This is a genomic window from Rhizobium sp. GCM10022189, assembly GCF_042656325.1.
GTDB lineage: Bacteria > Pseudomonadota > Alphaproteobacteria > Rhizobiales > Rhizobiaceae > Rhizobium.
Genome location: NZ_JBHSOR010000049.1, coordinates 869,304 through 887,464, shown reverse-complemented (window position 1 = coordinate 887,464; position 18,161 = coordinate 869,304). Strand labels below are relative to the sequence as shown.

Below are 18,161 nucleotides of genomic sequence, written 5' to 3'. Positions count from 1 at the left end.
GGCGTTCGTCTTGGGAGGACATCACCGGTTCGCCTCGCGCGGGTCGAGAAGGTCGCGCAAGCCGTCGCCCAGCATGTTGAAGCCGAAGACGGTCAGCGCGATGGCAAGGCCGGGCAGGATTGCCAGCCACGGGGCGAGCGAAAGGAAAGTCTGGGCGTCGGCCAGCATGCGTCCCCAGGTCGGCGCCGGCGGCGCCATGCCGAGGCCGAGAAAGGACAGGCCGGCCTCGGTGAGGATCGCAAGCCCAAGCTGGATCGCCGCATGCACGATGATCTGGCTCACGATGTTCGGCAGCACATGCCGCACGGAAATCGTGAAGCGGCTGTTGCCGATCGCCTGCGCTGCCAGGACATAGTCGCGGCTCCAGGCCTGCAGGGAGGTGGCGAGCGTCACCCGCGCAAAGACCGGCACCATGAAGACGGCAATGGCCGTGATCGCGGTAAGGCGCCCCGGTCCGAGAAAAGCGCCGAGGATCATGGCAGACAGGATCGGCGGCAGCGCGAAGATCACGTCGCAGGCGCGCATCAGGAGCGCCTCGTAGGGGCCGCGGATCGCGGCCGCCGACACGCCCGCGATCGAGCCGAGCGCGCCGCCGACGGCAACCGCGGTGACGGCGATCGACAGCGAATTCCAGCAGCCGACCATCAGCATGGAGAGAACGTCGCGGCCGAACTGGTCGGTGCCGAGCAGGCCGAAGGCCAGCGGCGGCTGCAGCTTGTGGATGATCTGCATCCGGGCCGGCGGCAGTGGCGTCCAGACGAGAGAAAGCAAGGCGATGGCGGCCAGAAAGCCGACGATGACAATCCCGGCGACGAGGTTCTTTCGCCGGCTGAACCGGAAGCTTCGGCGTTGCGAAATGGCGGAAGAGGAGACGATGGGTGCCATCATGCCGCCTTCCGCATGCGCGGGTCGATCGCGAGATAGGAGAGATCGACGATGAAGTTCATGACGATGACGAGCGCCGCGAAGAACAGCACGACATCCTGCATCACGACGATGTCGCGTTGCGACAGGGCCTGGAAGGCAAGCCGCCCGAGCCCCGGCAGGTTGAAGACGTTTTCGACCAGGACGGCGCCGGCGACGAGGAAGGTGAATTGCAGCCCGAGGATGGTGAGGATGGGCACCAGCGCGTTCGGCACGATATGCCGCCAGAGCACGGTCCTGCTCGCCAGTCCCTTGGCGACGGCCGTGCGCGCGAAATCCTCATGCATCGTGTCGAGCACAGCCGACCGCGCCACCCGCGTCAGCACCCCGGCCTGCGGCAGGGCAAGCGCCACGGCCGGCATGAGCAGGGCCTGCAGGGCCGGCAGAAAGCCTGCGTCCCATCCCGGAAAGCCGCCCGCCGGCATGAGGCCGAGCGTCGTGGAAAACAGGATGACGAGCAGCAGCGCAACCCAGAAGGCCGGCACGGCAATGCTGATTTGCGAGAAGACGGTGGCGACGGCATCGATGATCCCGCCGCGCCGCGCCGCCGCCGATACGCCGAGCGGCAGTGCGATCAGCACCGAGAGCAGGATCGCCATCAGCGCGAGCGGCAGCGTCACTGCCAGCCGTTCGACGATCAATCCGCCGACCGGAACCCCGTAGGTGTAGGACTGCCCGAGATTGCCCGAGAAAACGCCGGCAAGCCAATGCCCGTAGCGTAGCAAAAGCGGCTGGTCGAGGCCGAGTTCGTGCCGCAGCGCCGCCAGGGTCTCGGGGCTTGCCGAGGTGCCGAGCATGATCGAGGCCGGATCGCCGGGCAAGAGGTCCATGACGGCGAAGATCACCAGCGACACGACGAGAAGAGTGAGGACGAGGCCGGCGAGGCGGCGGGCAAGCAGTGCGATCATCTGGTCTTCGTCACCCTGTCAGCCGCCGCTCGCACGTGATCTCTACTCTTCCCAGGAAACGTTGCTGAGAACGTTCGACGGGATCGGCTCGTTCTCCCACAGGCCCTTCAGCTTCTTGTCCCAGACGCCGAGCTTGGGCATGACGAAAAGGTAGAGCGCCGGCACGTCCTCGGCCAGGATCTTCTGCGCCTCGCCGTAGATCTTCGCCTGCGCGGACGGATCGGTGGTCTCCTGCACCTTCTTCATCAGGTCGTTGAAGACGGGGTTCTTGTAGTTGAAGTAATAGGGATCGCGCGAATAGATATCGATGTCCATCGGTTCGGCATGGGCAACGATGGTCATGTCGTAGTCGCGGCTCGTCATGACATCCTTCACCCATTTCGCCGGGAATTCCGTCGGTTCGATATTCATCGTCACGCCGATTTCGGCCAACATCGCCTGCATTACCTGCGCGCTGCGCGGCGCATAGGCCATCTGCGGCGATTTGATCGTGAAGGTGAAGCCGTTCGGATAGCCGGCCTCCGCAAGCAGGGCCTTCGCCTTTTCGACATTGTAGGGCAGCACACCCGTCATGTCCTGGTAGCCCGGATCGTTCGGCGTGTAGTGGCTGCCGATCGCCGTGCCGAGGCCGGACCAGGCGCCGTCGATCACGGTCTGGCGGTCGATCGCCATCATCAGCGCCTGGCGCACGCGTTTGTCGTCGAAAGGCTTGCGGGCATTGTTCATGCCGGCCACGACCTTGAGCTCGGTATTGCCGATCCGGGTCGTCAGGCGCGCGTCGCCGTCGAACGAGCTCATCAGTTCCGGTGCCGCGAATTCCGGAAAGGCGTCGAGATCGCCGGATTTCAGCGCCGCTGCCTGTGCCTGCGGATCGCTGATGAAACGGAAGGTGACTTTGTCGAGCTTGGCCGCGCCGTCCTTGTTCCAGTAGTCGGGATTCCTGACGAGTTCCACATGGTCGCCCTTGGCCCAGGCCGAGAATTTGAACGGGCCGGTGCCGACGGGCGTCGTCTTGTCGTTGTCGGCCGATTTCGGTCCGACCATGACGGAAGCCGGCCAGCCGAGCCAGTAGATCAGGCTGCCGGTCGGCGCGGACAGATGCAGCACCAGCGTCTCGGCGTCAGGCGTGTCTATCGAGGCGATGGAGGCAAAGAAACGCTTCTGCGGATTGACGGAATCCTTGCCGCGGGCACGGTCGAGGGCGAACTTGGCGGCAGCCGAATCGAAGGCTTCGCCGTCGTGGAACGTCACGCCGGCCTGCAGCTTGAACGTATAGGTCAGCCCGTCAGGGGAAATCTCCCAGCTCCTGGCGAGCTGCGGCCGTATCTTGCCGGTCTCATCGATGCTGACAAGGCCTTCGAAAATGTTCTGCCACGTGACCTGGCCGATGGCGACGGGGGCGGCGATCGTCGGGTCGAGGCCGGCCGGCTCGACGCTCATGCCGAGACTGAGGCTGGTCTTGGCGGCCTGCGCCGGCGTCAGCGCCAGCATCGCGATGCCGGCGGAAAGCGCGGCGCCCATGGAAAGACGCCTCACGGCGAGCGATAGCTTGATCATCCTGTTCCCCTGTCCGGATCCGCTGCTCGGCGGCCCTTTTGCGCGTAGAGTGACACTATGCCAGTGCACACACAATGACGATTTTGTGTGCTCAGTGTAGCCGAAAAAGCTACACAGCAATTCCTGGCGCAATGCAAGCCCGGGGACTTTACTCTTTGCCGCCGGCCCTGCCGTTTGCCCGCTCGCGCATGAAGCGCTCGATAAAATCGAGCAGCTTGGTGGCGGCAAAGGAAAGCTGCCGGTCGGGCGCGACGCACAGATCCACATGCGTGCGAATGCCGCTCTTGCCGGCAAGCGGAATGGCCAGGAGCTGCCCGGCTTCGATCTCGCGGCGGACGGTCAGCGCCGGAAGCAGCGTCACGGCCGCACCGCTGAGGACCAGTTCCTTCAGCATCTCGAGCGAACTCGTTACGAAGACCGGATCGAGGCTCAGCCCTTCCTTCTCGAATAGTGCGTCGAAGGCCTGGCGGAAGCCGAAGGATTGGTCGGGCAGCGCCAGCGCGTAGTCGGCCAGTTCTTTCAGCGCGATATCCGCGCGTATCGCTGCCGGATGGCCCGGCGCCGTGATGAGATCATAGGTGATCTCCGAGCGCAGCCGCACCTTGGTGCCGGATATCGGCGGCGCAAACAGCGTCACCGCAATGTCGGCCTCCGCGCTGTTGACGGCTTCGACGGCGGCGCGCGCACTGGTGATCGTCACGGCAAAGCGCAGCTTCGGATATTTCAAGCTGAATTCGGCCAGTGCGGGCGCAAGCAGGTTGGCGACGGTCGCGCCGTTGGCGTAGATGCTGACACGGCCGCGCTGCAGGCCTTTCAGGTCCTCGATCAGCTGCTGCACATGGTCGAGTTCGCGCAGCGTCCGCCCGGCGCGCGCCGCCAGCAGCTCGCCCGCTGCCGTCAGCTTGACGCCGCGGGCGCTGCGTTCCACGAGCAGGGCACCGAAATGGTATTCGAGGTTTTCGATCTGCCGGCTGATGGCCGTCGGCGCGACATTCAGGTTTTCGGCTGCCTGGCGCATGGAGTTGGTTCGCACCAGCTCGTCGAAATACATCAGCGCCCGAATCTGCATGTACCGCTCTCCGCCGTCAGGCTGTTTTGACCTAGTCTAGGCAATTAGCGCATGGCCGCATAGCGGTCGCGCCAGGCAGGCAGGGCACCCGGCACAGGAAGCGCCGTCGCCTCGTAGACGCCGCGCGCGATCGCCCGCGCCATGACGATCCCGGCCAGATGGCACAATTCCATCAGGCTTGCCATATCGTTGCGCTTCTGCCGCCCCGTGGAGGCCGCAAAAATCGTATCGCCGTCGAGCGGCAGGTGGGCGGGCAGCACGGCGCGCGCCAGCCCGTCATGTGCGGCGATGGAGAGCCGGTGCGCCTCGGCCTTGATGAGCGTTGCGTCGGTGACGACGGCGCCGATCGTCGTGGCGGTGGTCTTCACACCCTTCAGCCGCAGGCGGTGGTCCGCCTGGTCGGGCATGCCGAAGCCGCCAAACTCGCCGTCCTGTTCGAAGGGGGCGGCCCAGAAATGCGGGCCTTCGCCGATCGTCGCCGAGCCGACGGCGTTGACCGCGGCGATGGCCGCGATTCGGTGCCCGGCGCTGCTGACGGCGCTTGCCGAGCCGAGCCCGCCCTTGAAGGTCGCGGTCGTCGCACCCGTGCCGGCACCGACGGTGCCGAGATCGAAGGCGCCCTTGCGGGCGGCCTTCACGGCGTCGTAGCCCATGTCGCGATAGGGCGAGTGCAGGCCCCAGTCCTTGTCGCCGCCGTTCAGGAGGTCCATCAGGATCGCTTGCGGCACGATCGGGATACGCACCGGGCCGAGCTGGAACCCGCGCCCCATTTCCCGCAATCCCGCCTGCACGCCGCCTGCCGCGTCGAGACCGAAGGCCGAGCCGCCCGAGAGCACGAAGGCATCGACGGCATCGACCACCATGGATGGGTCGAGCAGTGCTGTATCGCGTCCGCCCGGCGCGCCGCCAAGCACGCTGCCGGACGCAATCGCCGGCTCGTCGAAGAGGATGGCGGTAACGCCGGAGCCAAGCGAAAGGTCGCTCGCGTGGCCGACGGAGACACCTTCGATATCGGTGAGCAGATTGAGAAGATCGGACAAGCGCTGGCTCCAGTCTTGAAGGGAAGCGCGCCGATAGGAGATCAAATGCCTCCAAAAGACAAGATGGGCGAAAAAACAAGACCGGCCCGTTTTGCCGGGCCGGTCGGAAATCCCTTATTGGTCTCGAAGCCGCGTTCCGCGTCAGGCATGGATGGGCTTCGGGTGCCGGCGGGTCATCAGGTCGTGTATGGCCAGCTTCACCTCGGCGGGCGAGCTGAAATGCTGCTCGTCGAGATCATGGACATGGAATTTGACGGCGATGAATTTCAGCCGGTCTTCATCCGGAACGACGATCCCGACCGGGACGCCTGCATATTCGATGACTTCTTTTTTCATGCATAGAACTCCTGCCGCGCGGGTGCGCTGGCTATGGCGAATTGACTTGTCTGGTACCGTTGAAAGGGGGACGAACGTCACATTCGACAGTTCGGGCGGGAGAGGGCGCCCGGACGGTCATTGCCAAGCACAGATCGCCCAGGCAGTACGGCGAGAATTTCGAAATCAATCATGTCTCGTTCCTTGCGTTGGCGTTGCACTTGTTTGGTCCCGGTAGAGCCCGGGACCGGTTAGGGACCATCTTATTATCTACTAACTTAGTAGAGAATAGCCGATGGCCTGTAAGAAACATATTCCGAAACGTGTCAAAATCTCGACGATCCGAAAAATTTCATTCCATCACATTTCAATTTACAGGAAGAATCCTATCACGCCTTCGTGCAATCAATGTGACGGATCGAGACACTTCGACATCGCCGAAGCAGACATAGGAAGCCGATCCGATTCCGGCAATGGTGCATTTCGTTAAAAATCGGAAAGCCTCGAAAAGACCGAAAGGATTAACGGCGCAAGCCCCGCCTACCAGCCTTCCCGAAGCACCTTTTCCAGCGTGTCGACGAAGAAATCGGCGCTTTGTTCGCTAAGGCAGAGCGGCGGCTTGATCTTCAGCACGTTCAGGTGATCGCCGGTCGGCTGCATGATTATGCCGAGTTCTAGGAGCCGGTCGCAGATCGCCGCCGTCTCCTCGGTCGCCGGCTCCAGCGTCACTCTGTCGCGCACGAATTCGAGGCCGAGATAGAGGCCGATGCCGTGAACGGCGCCGACGATCGGGTAGGCGTCGATGAGGGCCGCCAGCCGCGCCTTCAGATGGTCGCCAACCTCGCGCGCGTTGTCCTGCAGCCGCTCCTCGGCCATCACGTCGAGAACGGTCATGCCGGCAACGCAGCTGACGGGGCTGCCGCCGGCGGAGGAAAAGAAGGTGCCTTCCTTCTCCAGCGAAGCGGCGATCTCCTTCGTCGTGATGACGGCGCCGAGCGGGTGGCCGTCGCCCATGCCTTTGGCGATGGTGATGATATCGGGCACGACGCCCTGCTGCTCGAAGCCCCAGAAATAATGGCCGAGCCGCCCGTAGCCGACCTGTACCTCGTCGGCGATGCAGAGGCCGCCGCGCTCGCGCACCTGCCGGTAGACCTCCGCCAGATAACCGTCGGGCAACGGAATGCCGCCGGCATTGCCGTAGACCGATTCGGCGATGAAACCGGCGAGCCCCTCGCCTTTGGCGTCGATGGCCTCCAGCACCGGGCTGAGAGCGGCGAGATAGTCCGCCGTCGATTCCGGCCCGCGGAACTGGCCGCGATAGGTATTGGGCGCAACGACGGGGTGAACCCAGTCCGGCCGCGTCGTCAAAGCCCGCGGATTGTCGGCGATGGAGGTGGAGACCGCGTCGCTTGCCACCGACCAGCCGTGATAGGCCTCCAGCAGGCAGAGCATGTTGCGATGGCCGCTATGTGCCCAGGCAAGCCGCAGCGCCAGGTCGTTGGCTTCCGAGCCGCTGTTGACCAGGAACACGGCATCCATGCCGTCGGGCGCCAGCGACGCCAGGCTCTCGGAGAATTCCGCGACGGCGGCGTAGTGGAAGCGCGAATTGGTATTCAACAGCAGCCATTGCTGGCCGATCGCTTCCGCCATGCGCGGATGCCCGTGGCCGAGGATCGTGACATTGTTGACCATGTCGAGATAGGCGCGCCCCTCGACATCGAAAAGATGCTCCTTCCAGCCGCGCTCGATCTGCGGCGGATCTGCGTAATAGTTCTTCTGCGGGCTTGCGAAATGCGCCTGCCGCCGTTCCAGAAGCGTCGCCGTTTCGGGTTTCGGCGCATCGGCGCCCGGCCCGAACAGCGCCGAAGGCGAGGGGCAGAGCGCGGACCAGGCCCCGGCCTGCTGCGGTGTGGCAAAGAGTGGCGGCTCGAATCCGGCGACGCTGCAGAGTTGCAGGCGCAAGCCGCCGAGCGAGGATGTCTCGCCGGAGACCGTGCCGAGCCGCTCGCCGGCCGCGACCTCGCTGCCGTCCTCGACCGAAAGTGCGATACCGTCGACATGCAGCTTCATATCGGCGCCCGTGAGCACCAGATGCTGGTCGTACCAGGTGATCCGGCCGGCAAAGGGCGCGGCAACGGTGCTGCCTGCGGCAAGGCAGATATCCATGTGCAGGGCATAGGTCGCCTGGGCTTTTGCGTGGTGCAGGCCGGCGCGGGACAGGCGATATTCGCCGTAGCGCGTCGCCGCGATCCCCGTTTCCGCCGCCGCGCGGGCCAGAAGCCGCCAGTCCATGTCGCTCGCCAGCCAGTTGCCGCCGGAAAAATGCGGGCTCTGCACGCCAAGATCGACATAGGCGATGGAGGCCGGATCGATTTCCGGCAGGAGCGGCTGCCAGTCCGCCGTATCGACGCCGGCAATATCGAAACCGGCCGCCTTCAGGATCGCCGCCTCCATCAGTTCGAACGGCACCGACATTGCCGTATCGAAGATCCGCCGTTCGCCCTCCAGGTTTCCCCTGACATAGTCGTTGTCGGGATCGATCGCGATCTGCTGCTCGCCGCTCGCGACGAGAATGACGGCGCGCGCCACGATGAGCGGCCAGAGCGCCTTCAGCTCGTCCTCGCTCAGCGGATAGATTTCGTGATAGGCCTTCACCGCCGGCAGGATGTTAAACGGATCGCCATCGGCCTGATGCAGCAGCGAGGCGCAGGTCACGGCAAGGTCGCCGACCAGCCAGCCCCGAATGATGTCGCCGAAGTCGATCACCCCGTCGGGGACGGGTCGGCCGTGCGCATCGGGGTGGCTGACGACATTGTCGCCCGTTACGTCGTGATGAACCGCCTGGAGCCGCAGCGCCGGCGCAAGCGGCTGGATGCGGCGCACCGCCATGACCATCGTCTTGGCGATCCTGTCGCGGGCCGCGCTGTCGGTAATGGAGGAAAGCAGCTGCACGGCCACCGGTCCGGCGCGGCGCAGGTCCCATTGCAGGCTGCGGTCGAGTCCAGGATGGGTAAAATCGGCAAGGGCCGCCGCCAGCCGCGCGCAGAGCGCGCCGAGCGCTGCGACCGAAGCGGGCGCCAGATAGGCACGCTGTGTCAGGCCTTCGCCATCGAGATATTCCAGCAGGCGAACCTGATAGGCCTGCTCCCGCACGCTGACGGAAACGATCTCCCGCCCGTCGGTGGAGGACATCACGTTTGGAACGCGCGGCGCATCCGCCTTGGCGCGCAAATGATGGATCGCCGCATTCTGCGCTTCGAGCTCTTCGGTCCGGTAGGCGGCATGGCAGATCTTCAGCACGTAGCGGCCGTCTTCCGTGTCCAGCCGGTAGTTGCGGTCCTGCTGGCTGCCGAGTTCGGACAGCGTGCCGGAAAGCCCGTAGTGAGAAAGCAGGATGTCCGCGGCTTCGGAAGCGGTAACATCGGGGCGCGGAAGCGCCATGCGGTCAACAAGCGCTTCCTCGGTCATGGCACCCCTCCGCGGCATGATTCGATTACCTATTAAAACAGATAATCAAGCACTTGCCGACAGGCAACGGAAGATTGCGCGACAACATCGGCCCGAAAACCGCAATCGATTTTCGCAAAGCCTGATGTGCAGGTCAAAAGAGTTGGAGCGTCCCTTGTGCGTCCGAACGGACGCACGGCGCTCTGGCCGCGGATTTGGAGCGAATGCGTCGCCTGCCTCAACCCATGCGCTCGGAGGCGTAGCTTCCGGGGCTTGCCGGGAAGACGATCGTGCGGTTGCCGTTGAGGAAGACGCGGCGGTGGATATGCGCATGGATGGCGCGCGCCAGCACCTGGCTTTCGACGTCGCGGCCGATCGAGACATAATCCTCGGCGCTCTGCGCATGGGTGATGCGCGCCGTGTCCTGCTCGATGATCGGGCCTTCGTCCAGATCGGCCGTCACATAATGCGCCGTGGCGCCAATGAGCTTCACGCCGCGCTCGTAGGCCTGCTTGTAGGGGTTGGCGCCCTTGAAGCTCGGCAGGAAGGAATGGTGGATGTTGATGATGCGGCCCGACATCTTCCGGCACATCGCATCCGACAGAACCTGCATGTAGCGGGCAAGCACGACAAGTTCGGTTCCGGTCTGCTCCACAAGGTCCATGAGCTGGGCTTCGGCCTGCGGCTTGTTCTCCTTCGTCACCTTGATGTGGTGGAAGGGAATGTCGTGATTGACGACGACCTTCTGGTAGTCGAAATGGTTGGAGACGACGCCGACGATATCGATCGGCAGCGCCCCGATCTTCCAGCGGTAGAGCAGGTCGTTGAGACAATGGCCGAAGCGCGAGACCATCAGCAGCACCTTCATGCGCTCGCTGCCGTCGTGCACCTGCGCATCCATGCCGAATCTCTCGTAGATAGGCTTGAAGCCCTCGCGGATTTCCGCAAGCGTCGCACCCTCTTCGGAAATGAAGCTGACGCGCATGAAGAACTTGCCGGTATCGAGATCGTCGAACTGCGAGCTGTCGATGATGTTGCAGCCCTTTTCGGCGAGATAGGTGGAAATGGCCGCCACCACGCCGCGTGTCGACTTGCAGCTTACCGTCAATACATAGTCCGTCATGCCCTCTTCCCTCCTTGCGGCCGCCATCGTGCTTAAATGAAAGCCCCGGTCACGAACAGGCCGGCAAGCTTTCATTTCTGCAATAAATTGCAAGCCGAACTTTCATGCCTGCCGCATTTGCTTTCATGGCCGCAAGCTTATGACAGGCTGCGCGCAATTCCGTTCTGCCTGCGCCGTTCGAAGTCTCGTCCTCGCCTTCCGCTCATCCAAGGTCGGCGGCCGGCCGGCTGGCAATCCGGACTTTCCTGCGCGGCGTGACGATTTCGTGGATGATCGCGCCCACGATGCAGGAGAGCACGAGGCACAGGATCACGAAGACGACGGGCTGCTGAAGCGCGCCGATCGGGAAGCGGTTGGCGACGATCCGGAGGAAAGCCAGCGTGAAGGCATGGGTGATATAGATCTCGTAGGAGGCGTTGCCGAGATAGTTGAGCCAGCCAACGATGGGCAGCTTCGAGAAGTCGATGGAGATGGCGCTGTAGACGATGAAGAGTGCCGGTATGCCCCAGCCATAATAACGGTCCTCGGGCCGCACCAAAGCCTCGTTGACGAACAGGAAGACGAAGGCGACGGCAAGCAGAACCCAGGCCCAGCGCGGCGGCAGCAGAAGCTTCTGGCCGTAGAGCCAGCCGAGTGCTGCGCCGGCCAGGAATTCGAGGATGATCGGTTCCCCGTAAAATTTGGTGGCGGTCGTTTCCGGCAGCAGATGGCAGACGATCAGGATGGCCAGAAAGGCCCCGAAGAGCGCCGGCAGCCGATAGTCCTCGCGGATCGGCAGCAGCAGCGCAAAGACGAAATAGAAAAACATCTCGTAGTTCAGCGTCCAGCCGGGCACGATGACGGGCACGATCATTGTCGTATCGACCGGGTTGATCCATGGCAGGAACAGCATCGAGGCCATGAGATGCGGCAGGTCGAAGGCGGTCGATTTCAAAAGCGACGGCGCGACAAGTGCGACAAGTGCCGAAAACAGCGTCGCCAGCCAGTAGAGCGGCACGATCCTTCTGATGCGCTTGCGGGCGAAATCGACCGGCGTCGTGGCGCGTCCGCTGGTCGTCAGCCACATCACGAAACCGCTGAGCACGAAGAAGATATCGACGCCCGTTTCGCCATAGGTGAACGCGGTCGCGTCGATGGCCGGATTGACCTTGGCAAGCTGCAGGATCGCGTGGAAATAGACGACCAGCAACGCCGCGATGGCGCGCAGATATTGCAGCTGGACAAGCATCTGACGTCTTGCTCCCACGGGCTCCCGCAGACCGCCCTTCGGGCAGACCGCTTCGTCAACTCACTACATTTGCCGGACGACCCTGCCGGATGCGTGGCGTGTCGCGGAAACGCATGAACCCGATGACAAGCCAGAGGAGGCCGGCGATTTTCATCGAGAAGATCGCCGTTCCCCCGATCATCATATTCAGAAAAATGAAAAGAGAAAGTGAATGGGCGCAGCGCCGTTGCGCCGCACTCGTGCCTGCCGGAAACAGGCAGACGAAGAGCCAGAAGGCGATGACGCCGAAGATCGTCGCGCCGTAGACGAGATAGACATAGCCGCTATCGGCGAATTCGGCGACCTTATCGACCGAAAGCCCGAGAACCGCCAGCGGATCGAGATCCATCAGCTTCTTCATCGTCAGATTGATGCGCCCGGTGAAATTGTCGCCGATCGCGGTCGGGTCCTTCATGTAGACGAGGAAACCGGCGAAAACGATGAGCGGCATCAGCGCCAGATTGAGAACCTTGGGGATTTTCGGAAAGACGAAATAGCCGCCGATGCAGCAGATGGAGAAGATCAGCATCGTGCGCGTGTCGTTCGTGGTCAGGATCAGCAATGCGGTTGCGATGGAAAGCGTCCGGTCGATCCGCGTCAGCCGGTCCCACATCGAAATCAGGTAGATCGCGATCACGCCGCAGAAATTGGCAAGCGATACCTGCTCCAGGAAGATCGATGACGAACGGTGGTCGATGATGCCGAAGGAAAAGCGGCCGGGAAAGCCGAGCGCGTTCTGGAACAGGCCGGTCGTGTTGAAGCTGAGCGGCTTCAGCCCGCGCGTATTGGCGAAATAGTCCGAAGGGTGCACGATGCTGACATAGAAGGGCACGCTGATGATCTCGAAGATCAGGAACAGCAGCACCATGAAACAGGCCACCCGGAAGATCAGCTTCAGCGTCCGCTCGTTGCACCAGCCTCCAAGCCCGGTGAAGCAGAAGATGATCAGCACGTTGCGGAAATGGTCGATAAAGGCCATGCGGTTGAGCGCACTGACATAGATCGTCACGATCAGCGTGAAGAGCATGAACAGGAAGGCCGCAAGGTCCTCCTCGTAGATCCCCTTGTGCAGGATGTAGACGATGGCGCTCGCCATGATCAGGCCTTCGCTCGCCGCCACATGCGTCATCGAAAGCGGCGTGACGTTATGGTTTATGAAGGCCAGGATGCCGTTGTAGAGAACGGAAAGCAGCCCGAGGATCAGGATCGGGTAATCGAGACGCGAAGCCGCGCTCGCGGTTTCGGCCATCGTCTGCAATCTCGTGCCTGTCTCGCCGATTGCCGCCATGTCACTGTCCCGAGGGCTTCACCGCCGTGCAGGCGGCAGCCGGTTTGGGCACCATCTGCTCGAGCAGACGCATCTGGGGGCGCTCGGGCGTGTCGCGCGGCTGCACGTTGAACGGTTCGGTGGGCGGCCACCATTCTCCGGCCGCCCAGTAGGAAAAGCCGATCCACGCATCGCTGTTGTCCGACATGGTGGTCAGCATCGCCTTCAGGCCGTCGAGGCAGTCCGCGTTCGCCGACGCGCCGAATTCGCCGAGAAAGCCGCGTTTGCCGTTCGTCTTCAGCCAGGCGGTCACATTGGCGATGGCGTCGGTCGCCGCCTTTGCGCCTTCGCAGGTATCGTGCGTGCCGGAGGAATCGGCATCGAGATACTGATGGAACTCGTAGGCGTAGAAATCGAGCGGATCATGCACGCCGAGCATGACGCTTCCGTTGGCGCCGCCGATCACGTCCGTCTGCCAGCTTGCCGCTCCGCTCCAGGCCGTGCCGGGAACCAGGATGAGATTGCGCGCCCCGACCGCCCTGATGCCGCGGATCGCGGCATTGGCGGCTTTCAGCCAATCGGTTGCGGGAATGTCGTGCGGCTCGTTCATCAGCCCGAAGAGGACGCCGTCCTGATTGGCGAATTCGACGGAAAGCCGCGCCCAGAAATCGGCAAAGGCCGCGTTCGTCGCCGGCGGCTTGCCGACCTGATCCTTGTCGTAATAGCCGAAATTGTGCGGATCGAGCAGCACGCTCATCTTGTGCCTGCGCACCAGTGCCACCGTATCCTTCAGGCGCTGCAGTTCGTCATCGTCGAGCCGCGCGCCAAGCGTCGGCTGCAGCCGCTCCCAGCGGAAGGGCAGGCGGATGATCGTCATGCCCTTCCCGGCGAAATAGCCGATCGTCTCTTGCGAAGGATAGGTGTAATTCGTGCCGTAGAGCCCGCCGCGCTCGCCATATTCGGCGCCGGAGAGGTTGACGCCGTAATAGCAAAGCGGCGCGTCAGCGGCATGGGTGGCGGACGATATGCCCATGACGGCGCCAGCCAGCAGCCTGTGCAGCAGTCTTTTCCGTTTCATGGCTATCCTCGGGTCGCGGCAGATCGCCACGTCGGCTTCGATGCCCGGCATCTTAACGGTCCGTTAGCTAAGAATTTCTAAAGTCGCTGCGTCTCGGCCATCCTTTCTCGCCGGGCGGATGCGGTGTTATGAATCAGTATGACGGGAACAGGGTGAGCCGCTTGCCTGCCTGGCGCAGTTATGAGTCGTCTCAGCCTGCGCCTGAAGGCGCGCGTGCGCGCAGCCCGATCATCCGGCCGACCGATTTCGTCCCTCCGCCGCCACCTCCGGACCCCCTTCCGGTTCGCCCGGTAGCGACGCAAAGCAGGCCTTTCGAGCCGCAACGCCCGGATATTCCGCCTGTCTCCGAACCGCCGGCGGCACCTGAACCTGTGGTCGGGCAGGCGGTGGATGCCGCCGGACCGTTGCTCGACATCAGGTCGGCGGTTGCCGCCGTCTGGAGCAGGCGCCTCGTTGTTGCCGGTCTCTGCCTCCTCGGCGCGGCCGCCGGCGCGGTGATCGCGCCTCGTATCCCGCAGAAGTTCACCGCCGTCGCCGCCCTCTATTTCGATCCGCGCCAGATCGGTCTTGCCGACGGCGGCGCGCAAAACGCGACCGTCTCGCCGGAAATGGTCTCGACGCTGATCGACAGCCAGGTTCAGCTGCTGACTTCGGGCAACGTATTGCGTCGCGTGGCTGACGCCATGAAGCTTGACCAGGACCCGGAATTTACCGGCGGCAGGACGGATGGCGCGGCCATCATCGGCACTCTTCAGAAGGCGCTGCTGATCACGCGCGAGAACAATACCTACGTCGTCTCGCTTGCCGCGACCACGCACGATCCGGAAAAGTCCGCAAAGCTTGCAAACCAGGTCGTTACCTCCTTCATGCAGGAGGAAAGCAGCGCGTCGAGCGGCCTCTACGAGACCACCTCGTCGGCGCTCGACGGTCGCCTCGACGATCTGCGCGCCAAGGTGCAGGAGGCGGAACAGGCGGTAGAAACCTTCCGCGCCGACAACGACATGGCGGCCACCGAAGGCAACCTGATTTCCGACCAGCGCCTTTCGTCCCTGAACACGCTGCTCGTCACCGCCCAGGAAAAGACCATTCAGGCCAAGGCGCGCGCCGATGCGGCTGCGAACCTGCGGGTCGAGGACGTCGTCGCCGGCAGCCAGACGGATGGTGCGGCGGGCACGTCGCCGCTCGTCAGCCTGCGGCAGCAATATGCCGCCCAGGCCGCCGTCGTCGGCAGCCTGCAGAGCCAGATGGGGTCGCGCCATCCGCGCCTTCAGGCCGCGCGCTCTTCGCTCGACAGCATCGGGGCGGAAATCAAGGGCGAATTGCAGCGGGTCGCGACCTCGGCAAGGGCCGAATACGAACAGGCCAAGAAAGCCGAAGACGATATCGCCAAGGAACTGGCGGTGCAGAAAGCGCTGCAGGCCACGACCTCGGACAAGCAGGTGCAGCTGAACGAACTGCAGCGCAAGGCGACCGCGGCGCGTGAGCTTTACGAGGCCGTGCTGAAACGTTCCGGCGAGACCAGCGAGGAACAGAACCTCGCCCAGAGCAATATCCGCGTCGTTTCGCCTGCTGAAGTTCCCGTCAAGGCGGATGGACCGAGCAAGAAGATCATCATGGTCGCCGGCCTGATCGGCGGTTTGCTCGCCGGTTTTGCCGTCGGTGCGGGCTTCGCCATCCTGGCCGGCCTCTTTTCCCATCCGACCGTCAGAAGCTATTTCCGCAAGCCCGTGCCTGCCTCCGCTTGATGGCGGCCGTCGATCTTCCTACATCGTGGAGACGGGCGCCAGGTGAAGATGCCCGCGAAAGAGGTTGTCATGCGCATCGTCGCGGTTCTTCTGCTGTCGCTTGTTGCCGGCGCCTCGGCTGCGCCCGCTTCCGCCATCGACTGGCAGAGTTCTGGCAGGCAGGCGGTACAGCCGCTCTATCCCTATAAGGATCTTCCCGGCGTAAAGGCGCAGCCGGACAAGAAGGTGGAAGAATCCTACGACTGCCATACCGAAACGGTCCAGGTCCGCCGCCGCTTCGACCAGATCTTCCGCTCCGGCGGCATGCCGACCCTGATGTATGTCTGCGAGCGGGACGGCTTCGTGACCATGGACAGCCGCGTGCCGCTGCGCGGCCACTACCAGCCGGTGCGCTGAAAGCGGCAGGGGTCCTTCCGGTCAGACGTTGCGGAAGAAGTCGGAGAGGATGTCTCGCTTGCTGTCGCGGAAGGCGAGCCTGTTTTCCGGTCCCTGATAGACGATCTTCCCGCGCTCCGTCTCGCGATTGATGACGCTGACGCCCTGCGAGATGATGCTGCGCTCCCGCACCAGGCTGCCGCCGATCACCGCGGTGTTGGGATAGAGGATGACGCCATCCTCGATGACCGGGGCAACGCCGTGGTTCTTGCCGACGGTGGAGTTCTGATAGAGCACGAGGTGGTTGCCGTAGGTCGCCTTGGCGAGCACGATCCCGACCGAATGGCCGATGAAGAAAACCTCCGGCATCTCGATCTCGTAGAACAGGTCGATCGCGTTCAGCTGCTTGTTCAGCAGGAACAGCTTGGTGCAGAGCGCCGCGGCCTTTTCGTGTTTCCAGATCGTATTGGCGAGATAATAGAGAAAAATGCAATATTGCGACGAATGCAGAATGTCGAACCGGCCGGCTTTCCAGACGGCGACATTCGAGATGCAATGGTCGAGCCTTCGCAGCGCTTCAGGCAGGTGTTTCTCGACAAGGCCGAATTCGGTTTCGTCGCCGAAAGGGATAAGCCTGCGGATCTGCTCGCAGCAATAGGCCGCAAGCCTGCTCGCTTCCAGATTGAGGATCTCCATTTTCGTTCCTTCAGTCGAGTGCGGACAGGATTGGTGAAAGTTTGTCGGCCACGGAGCCCGGCCGCCAGCCGAATTCCGCCGCCATGCGCGTCACGTCGATATCGGGCGGAGCGGCAGGGACAGTCTCGGAATCGAAACGGATATGGCGTCCGCTCGTTTCCCCGATGAGAGCGGCCAGGGCGTCGTTCCGGAGATTTCGGCCGGAAGCGACGTTGTAGATATCGGCCTTGCCGGAGACGGCGATATGGATGAGGCCGTCCACGACATCATCCATATGCACGTAATCGCGCGAGAAGGCCGGCGAGGAGGCAAGCCGGATTTCCTCGCCGCGTGCGGTCGCGGCAATCCTGGTCAGAAGCTGCGGCAGAAAGCCGTTGTCGCTGCCGTGATCGTCATAGACGGAGGCGAGCCGCGCGATGCGCGCCCGTCCCGGCCCGAGCGCCAGGCATGCGGCTTCGCCCATCAGTTTCGAGAGGTCGTAGAGATGGCGCGGCTCGCGTGGCGAGACCGAAAAGGAAAGGTCTTCGAACGCCCGGCTGCCGGGGGCAAGTCCGTCGTAGAGCCGCGTGGACGACAGGTAGACGAGCGAATCGTAGGCCTCCGATTGCAGCACGTGGGAGACGAGGCTCGCATGCGCTTCGATCGTATCGGCCGGCCGCCGGGCGAAATCGGCGGTCAACCCGGCGCAATAGAAGATATGGCCGTGCGAAACGCCATGCTGGGGCCAGCCCGTGTCCCGTGAGGGCAACCGGCAGGTCCAGCCCATGGCCTGCAGGCGCCGCGTCAGGGCCTGCCCGATAAAACCGCCGGCGCCGATGATCGTGGCGGTATTGCTCTCAGCGCCCATTCACTGTCTCCAGCCGATCTGCCGCAACGGCGTGCCGATATTGATCGAATAGGCCTCGACACGGCCGCGCACGAGCGACATGGCGCCGATCACCGCTCCATCCTCCACCACGGCGCCGTCGAGAAGCACGCATCCGGCGCCGATCCAGACATCCTTGCCGATCACGATTCCGCCGCGCGAAGGTTTGAACCGCTGGTCGCGGATCAGCATGTCCCGCCGGCTATATTCGTGATTGACGGGGGCAAAGACGCAATTGGCGGCGATCGCGCAATCGTCGCCGATGGTGATGCCGTTTCCCGTGTAGAGGACGCAGCCGGAATTGATGACGACGCGCTCGCCGATCAGCAGCTCGCCGCTGCCGCCGGCAGGCTTGATCTTGACGAAACTGTCGAGCACCGAGCCGGCGCCGATGACATAGCGGGTTCCCCGCTGGCTCTCCTCGATATCGGCCAGAGGCGAAATGCGGCTCGTCGGATCAGCGATCAAAGGCATGAGATTTCCTC

The 18,161-nt window shown here is 63.3% G+C and carries 16 protein-coding genes; 2 read left to right on the top strand and 14 right to left on the bottom strand.

Annotated elements, in window-relative coordinates:
- Window positions 1-21: 21 nt before the first annotated feature.
- The 11 genes from ACFPWW_RS25475 to ACFPWW_RS25425 all read right to left on the bottom strand — a co-directional run bounded on the left by ACFPWW_RS25475 (window position 22) and on the right by ACFPWW_RS25425 (window position 13,995).
- On the bottom strand, window positions 22-885 hold the full coding sequence (locus ACFPWW_RS25475; RefSeq protein ID WP_377313853.1) for an ABC transporter permease: 864 nt from the start codon (window positions 883-885) through the stop codon (window positions 22-24).
- On the bottom strand, window positions 885-1,832 hold the full coding sequence (locus tag ACFPWW_RS25470; protein WP_377313761.1) for an ABC transporter permease: 948 nt from the start codon (window positions 1,830-1,832) through the stop codon (window positions 885-887). The genes ACFPWW_RS25475 and ACFPWW_RS25470 overlap by 1 nt, the downstream gene beginning before the upstream one ends.
- 42 nt (window positions 1,833-1,874) lie before the next feature.
- A complete protein-coding gene (locus ACFPWW_RS25465; protein ID WP_112565083.1) occupies window positions 1,875-3,389 on the bottom strand; it encodes an ABC transporter substrate-binding protein in 1,515 nt (504 codons plus the stop codon).
- 148 nt (window positions 3,390-3,537) lie between these two features.
- Entirely contained in the window at window positions 3,538-4,458 is a 921-nt protein-coding gene (locus ACFPWW_RS25460) for a LysR family transcriptional regulator (RefSeq protein WP_377313759.1), read from the bottom strand.
- A gap of 44 nt (window positions 4,459-4,502) precedes the next feature.
- Window positions 4,503-5,498: a P1 family peptidase gene (locus tag ACFPWW_RS25455; protein ID WP_112754103.1), complete on the bottom strand. Its 996-nt coding sequence runs from the start codon at window positions 5,496-5,498 to the stop codon at window positions 4,503-4,505.
- Window positions 5,499-5,639: 141 nt separating this feature from the next.
- Window positions 5,640-5,834, bottom strand: coding sequence for a hypothetical protein (locus tag ACFPWW_RS25450; RefSeq protein ID WP_112565089.1), 195 nt, complete (start codon window positions 5,832-5,834; stop codon window positions 5,640-5,642).
- Window positions 5,835-6,353: 519 nt separating this feature from the next.
- Window positions 6,354-9,281: an aminotransferase gene (locus tag ACFPWW_RS25445; protein ID WP_377313757.1), complete on the bottom strand. Its 2,928-nt coding sequence runs from the start codon at window positions 9,279-9,281 to the stop codon at window positions 6,354-6,356.
- A 217-nt stretch (window positions 9,282-9,498) separates the two neighbouring features.
- The gene (purU, locus tag ACFPWW_RS25440; protein WP_112565093.1) at window positions 9,499-10,383 is read right to left on the bottom strand and encodes a formyltetrahydrofolate deformylase; all 885 of its coding nucleotides are present in this window, start codon (window positions 10,381-10,383) and stop codon (window positions 9,499-9,501) included.
- Window positions 10,384-10,585: 202 nt separating this feature from the next.
- A complete protein-coding gene (locus ACFPWW_RS25435) occupies window positions 10,586-11,611 on the bottom strand; it encodes an acyltransferase family protein (RefSeq protein ID WP_377313755.1) in 1,026 nt (341 codons plus the stop codon).
- A 55-nt stretch (window positions 11,612-11,666) separates the two neighbouring features.
- Window positions 11,667-12,938 (bottom strand): hypothetical protein, encoded by a 1,272-nt coding sequence (locus ACFPWW_RS25430; RefSeq protein ID WP_112705706.1) that lies wholly within the window; start codon window positions 12,936-12,938, stop codon window positions 11,667-11,669.
- Between the two features lies 1 nt (window position 12,939).
- Complete coding sequence (locus ACFPWW_RS25425) at window positions 12,940-13,995, bottom strand: glycoside hydrolase family 5 protein (protein WP_377313753.1); 1,056 nt, start codon at window positions 13,993-13,995, stop codon at window positions 12,940-12,942.
- 128 nt (window positions 13,996-14,123) lie between these two features.
- Between ACFPWW_RS25425 and ACFPWW_RS25420 the strand changes: the two genes are divergently transcribed.
- Both ACFPWW_RS25420 and ACFPWW_RS25415 read left to right on the top strand, forming a co-directional pair.
- Window positions 14,124-15,740 (top strand): GumC family protein, encoded by a 1,617-nt coding sequence (locus tag ACFPWW_RS25420; RefSeq protein ID WP_377313751.1) that lies wholly within the window; start codon window positions 14,124-14,126, stop codon window positions 15,738-15,740.
- A 69-nt stretch (window positions 15,741-15,809) separates the two neighbouring features.
- On the top strand, window positions 15,810-16,136 hold the full coding sequence (locus tag ACFPWW_RS25415; RefSeq protein WP_112565667.1) for a hypothetical protein: 327 nt from the start codon (window positions 15,810-15,812) through the stop codon (window positions 16,134-16,136).
- Between the two features lie 21 nt (window positions 16,137-16,157).
- On the opposite strand, the gene ACFPWW_RS25410 is transcribed toward ACFPWW_RS25415, so the two are convergent.
- Genes ACFPWW_RS25410 through ACFPWW_RS25400 form a run of 3 tightly spaced genes read right to left on the bottom strand, consistent with a single transcriptional unit; the run spans window position 16,158 to window position 18,150 of the window.
- Window positions 16,158-16,811 carry a hypothetical protein gene (locus ACFPWW_RS25410; RefSeq protein ID WP_377313749.1) on the bottom strand — a complete coding sequence of 218 codons (654 nt, stop codon included), beginning with the start codon at window positions 16,809-16,811 and terminating at the stop codon, window positions 16,158-16,160.
- A gap of 10 nt (window positions 16,812-16,821) precedes the next feature.
- Window positions 16,822-17,658, bottom strand: coding sequence for an NAD-dependent epimerase/dehydratase family protein (locus ACFPWW_RS25405; protein ID WP_377313747.1), 837 nt, complete (start codon window positions 17,656-17,658; stop codon window positions 16,822-16,824).
- Complete coding sequence (locus ACFPWW_RS25400) at window positions 17,659-18,150, bottom strand: acyltransferase (protein ID WP_112565103.1); 492 nt, start codon at window positions 18,148-18,150, stop codon at window positions 17,659-17,661. It abuts the gene before it with no gap.
- Window positions 18,151-18,161 lie beyond the last annotated feature (11 nt).

Bases quoted from the DNA above. Each gene is read 5' to 3' on its own strand.
- ACFPWW_RS25475 (WP_377313853.1), bottom strand. From the start codon at position 885: ATGGCACCCATCGTCTCCTCTTCCGCCATTTCGCAACGCCGAAGCTTC.
- ACFPWW_RS25470 (WP_377313761.1), bottom strand. From the start codon at position 1,832: ATGATCGCACTGCTTGCCCGCCGCCTCGCCGGCCTCGTCCTCACTCTT.
- ACFPWW_RS25465 (WP_112565083.1), bottom strand. From the start codon at position 3,389: ATGATCAAGCTATCGCTCGCCGTGAGGCGTCTTTCCATGGGCGCCGCG.
- ACFPWW_RS25460 (WP_377313759.1), bottom strand. From the start codon at position 4,458: ATGCAGATTCGGGCGCTGATGTATTTCGACGAGCTGGTGCGAACCAAC.
- ACFPWW_RS25450 (WP_112565089.1), bottom strand. From the start codon at position 5,834: ATGAAAAAAGAAGTCATCGAATATGCAGGCGTCCCGGTCGGGATCGTC.
- ACFPWW_RS25445 (WP_377313757.1), bottom strand. From the start codon at position 9,281: ATGACCGAGGAAGCGCTTGTTGACCGCATGGCGCTTCCGCGCCCCGAT.
- purU (WP_112565093.1), bottom strand. From the start codon at position 10,383: ATGACGGACTATGTATTGACGGTAAGCTGCAAGTCGACACGCGGCGTG.
- ACFPWW_RS25435 (WP_377313755.1), bottom strand. From the start codon at position 11,611: ATGCTTGTCCAGCTGCAATATCTGCGCGCCATCGCGGCGTTGCTGGTC.
- ACFPWW_RS25430 (WP_112705706.1), bottom strand. From the start codon at position 12,938: ATGGCGGCAATCGGCGAGACAGGCACGAGATTGCAGACGATGGCCGAA.
- ACFPWW_RS25425 (WP_377313753.1), bottom strand. From the start codon at position 13,995: ATGAAACGGAAAAGACTGCTGCACAGGCTGCTGGCTGGCGCCGTCATG.
- ACFPWW_RS25420 (WP_377313751.1), top strand. From the start codon at position 14,124: ATGAATCAGTATGACGGGAACAGGGTGAGCCGCTTGCCTGCCTGGCGC.
- ACFPWW_RS25415 (WP_112565667.1), top strand. From the start codon at position 15,810: ATGCGCATCGTCGCGGTTCTTCTGCTGTCGCTTGTTGCCGGCGCCTCG.
- ACFPWW_RS25410 (WP_377313749.1), bottom strand. From the start codon at position 16,811: ATGGAGATCCTCAATCTGGAAGCGAGCAGGCTTGCGGCCTATTGCTGC.
- ACFPWW_RS25405 (WP_377313747.1), bottom strand. From the start codon at position 17,658: ATGGGCGCTGAGAGCAATACCGCCACGATCATCGGCGCCGGCGGTTTT.
- ACFPWW_RS25400 (WP_112565103.1), bottom strand. From the start codon at position 18,150: ATGCCTTTGATCGCTGATCCGACGAGCCGCATTTCGCCTCTGGCCGAT.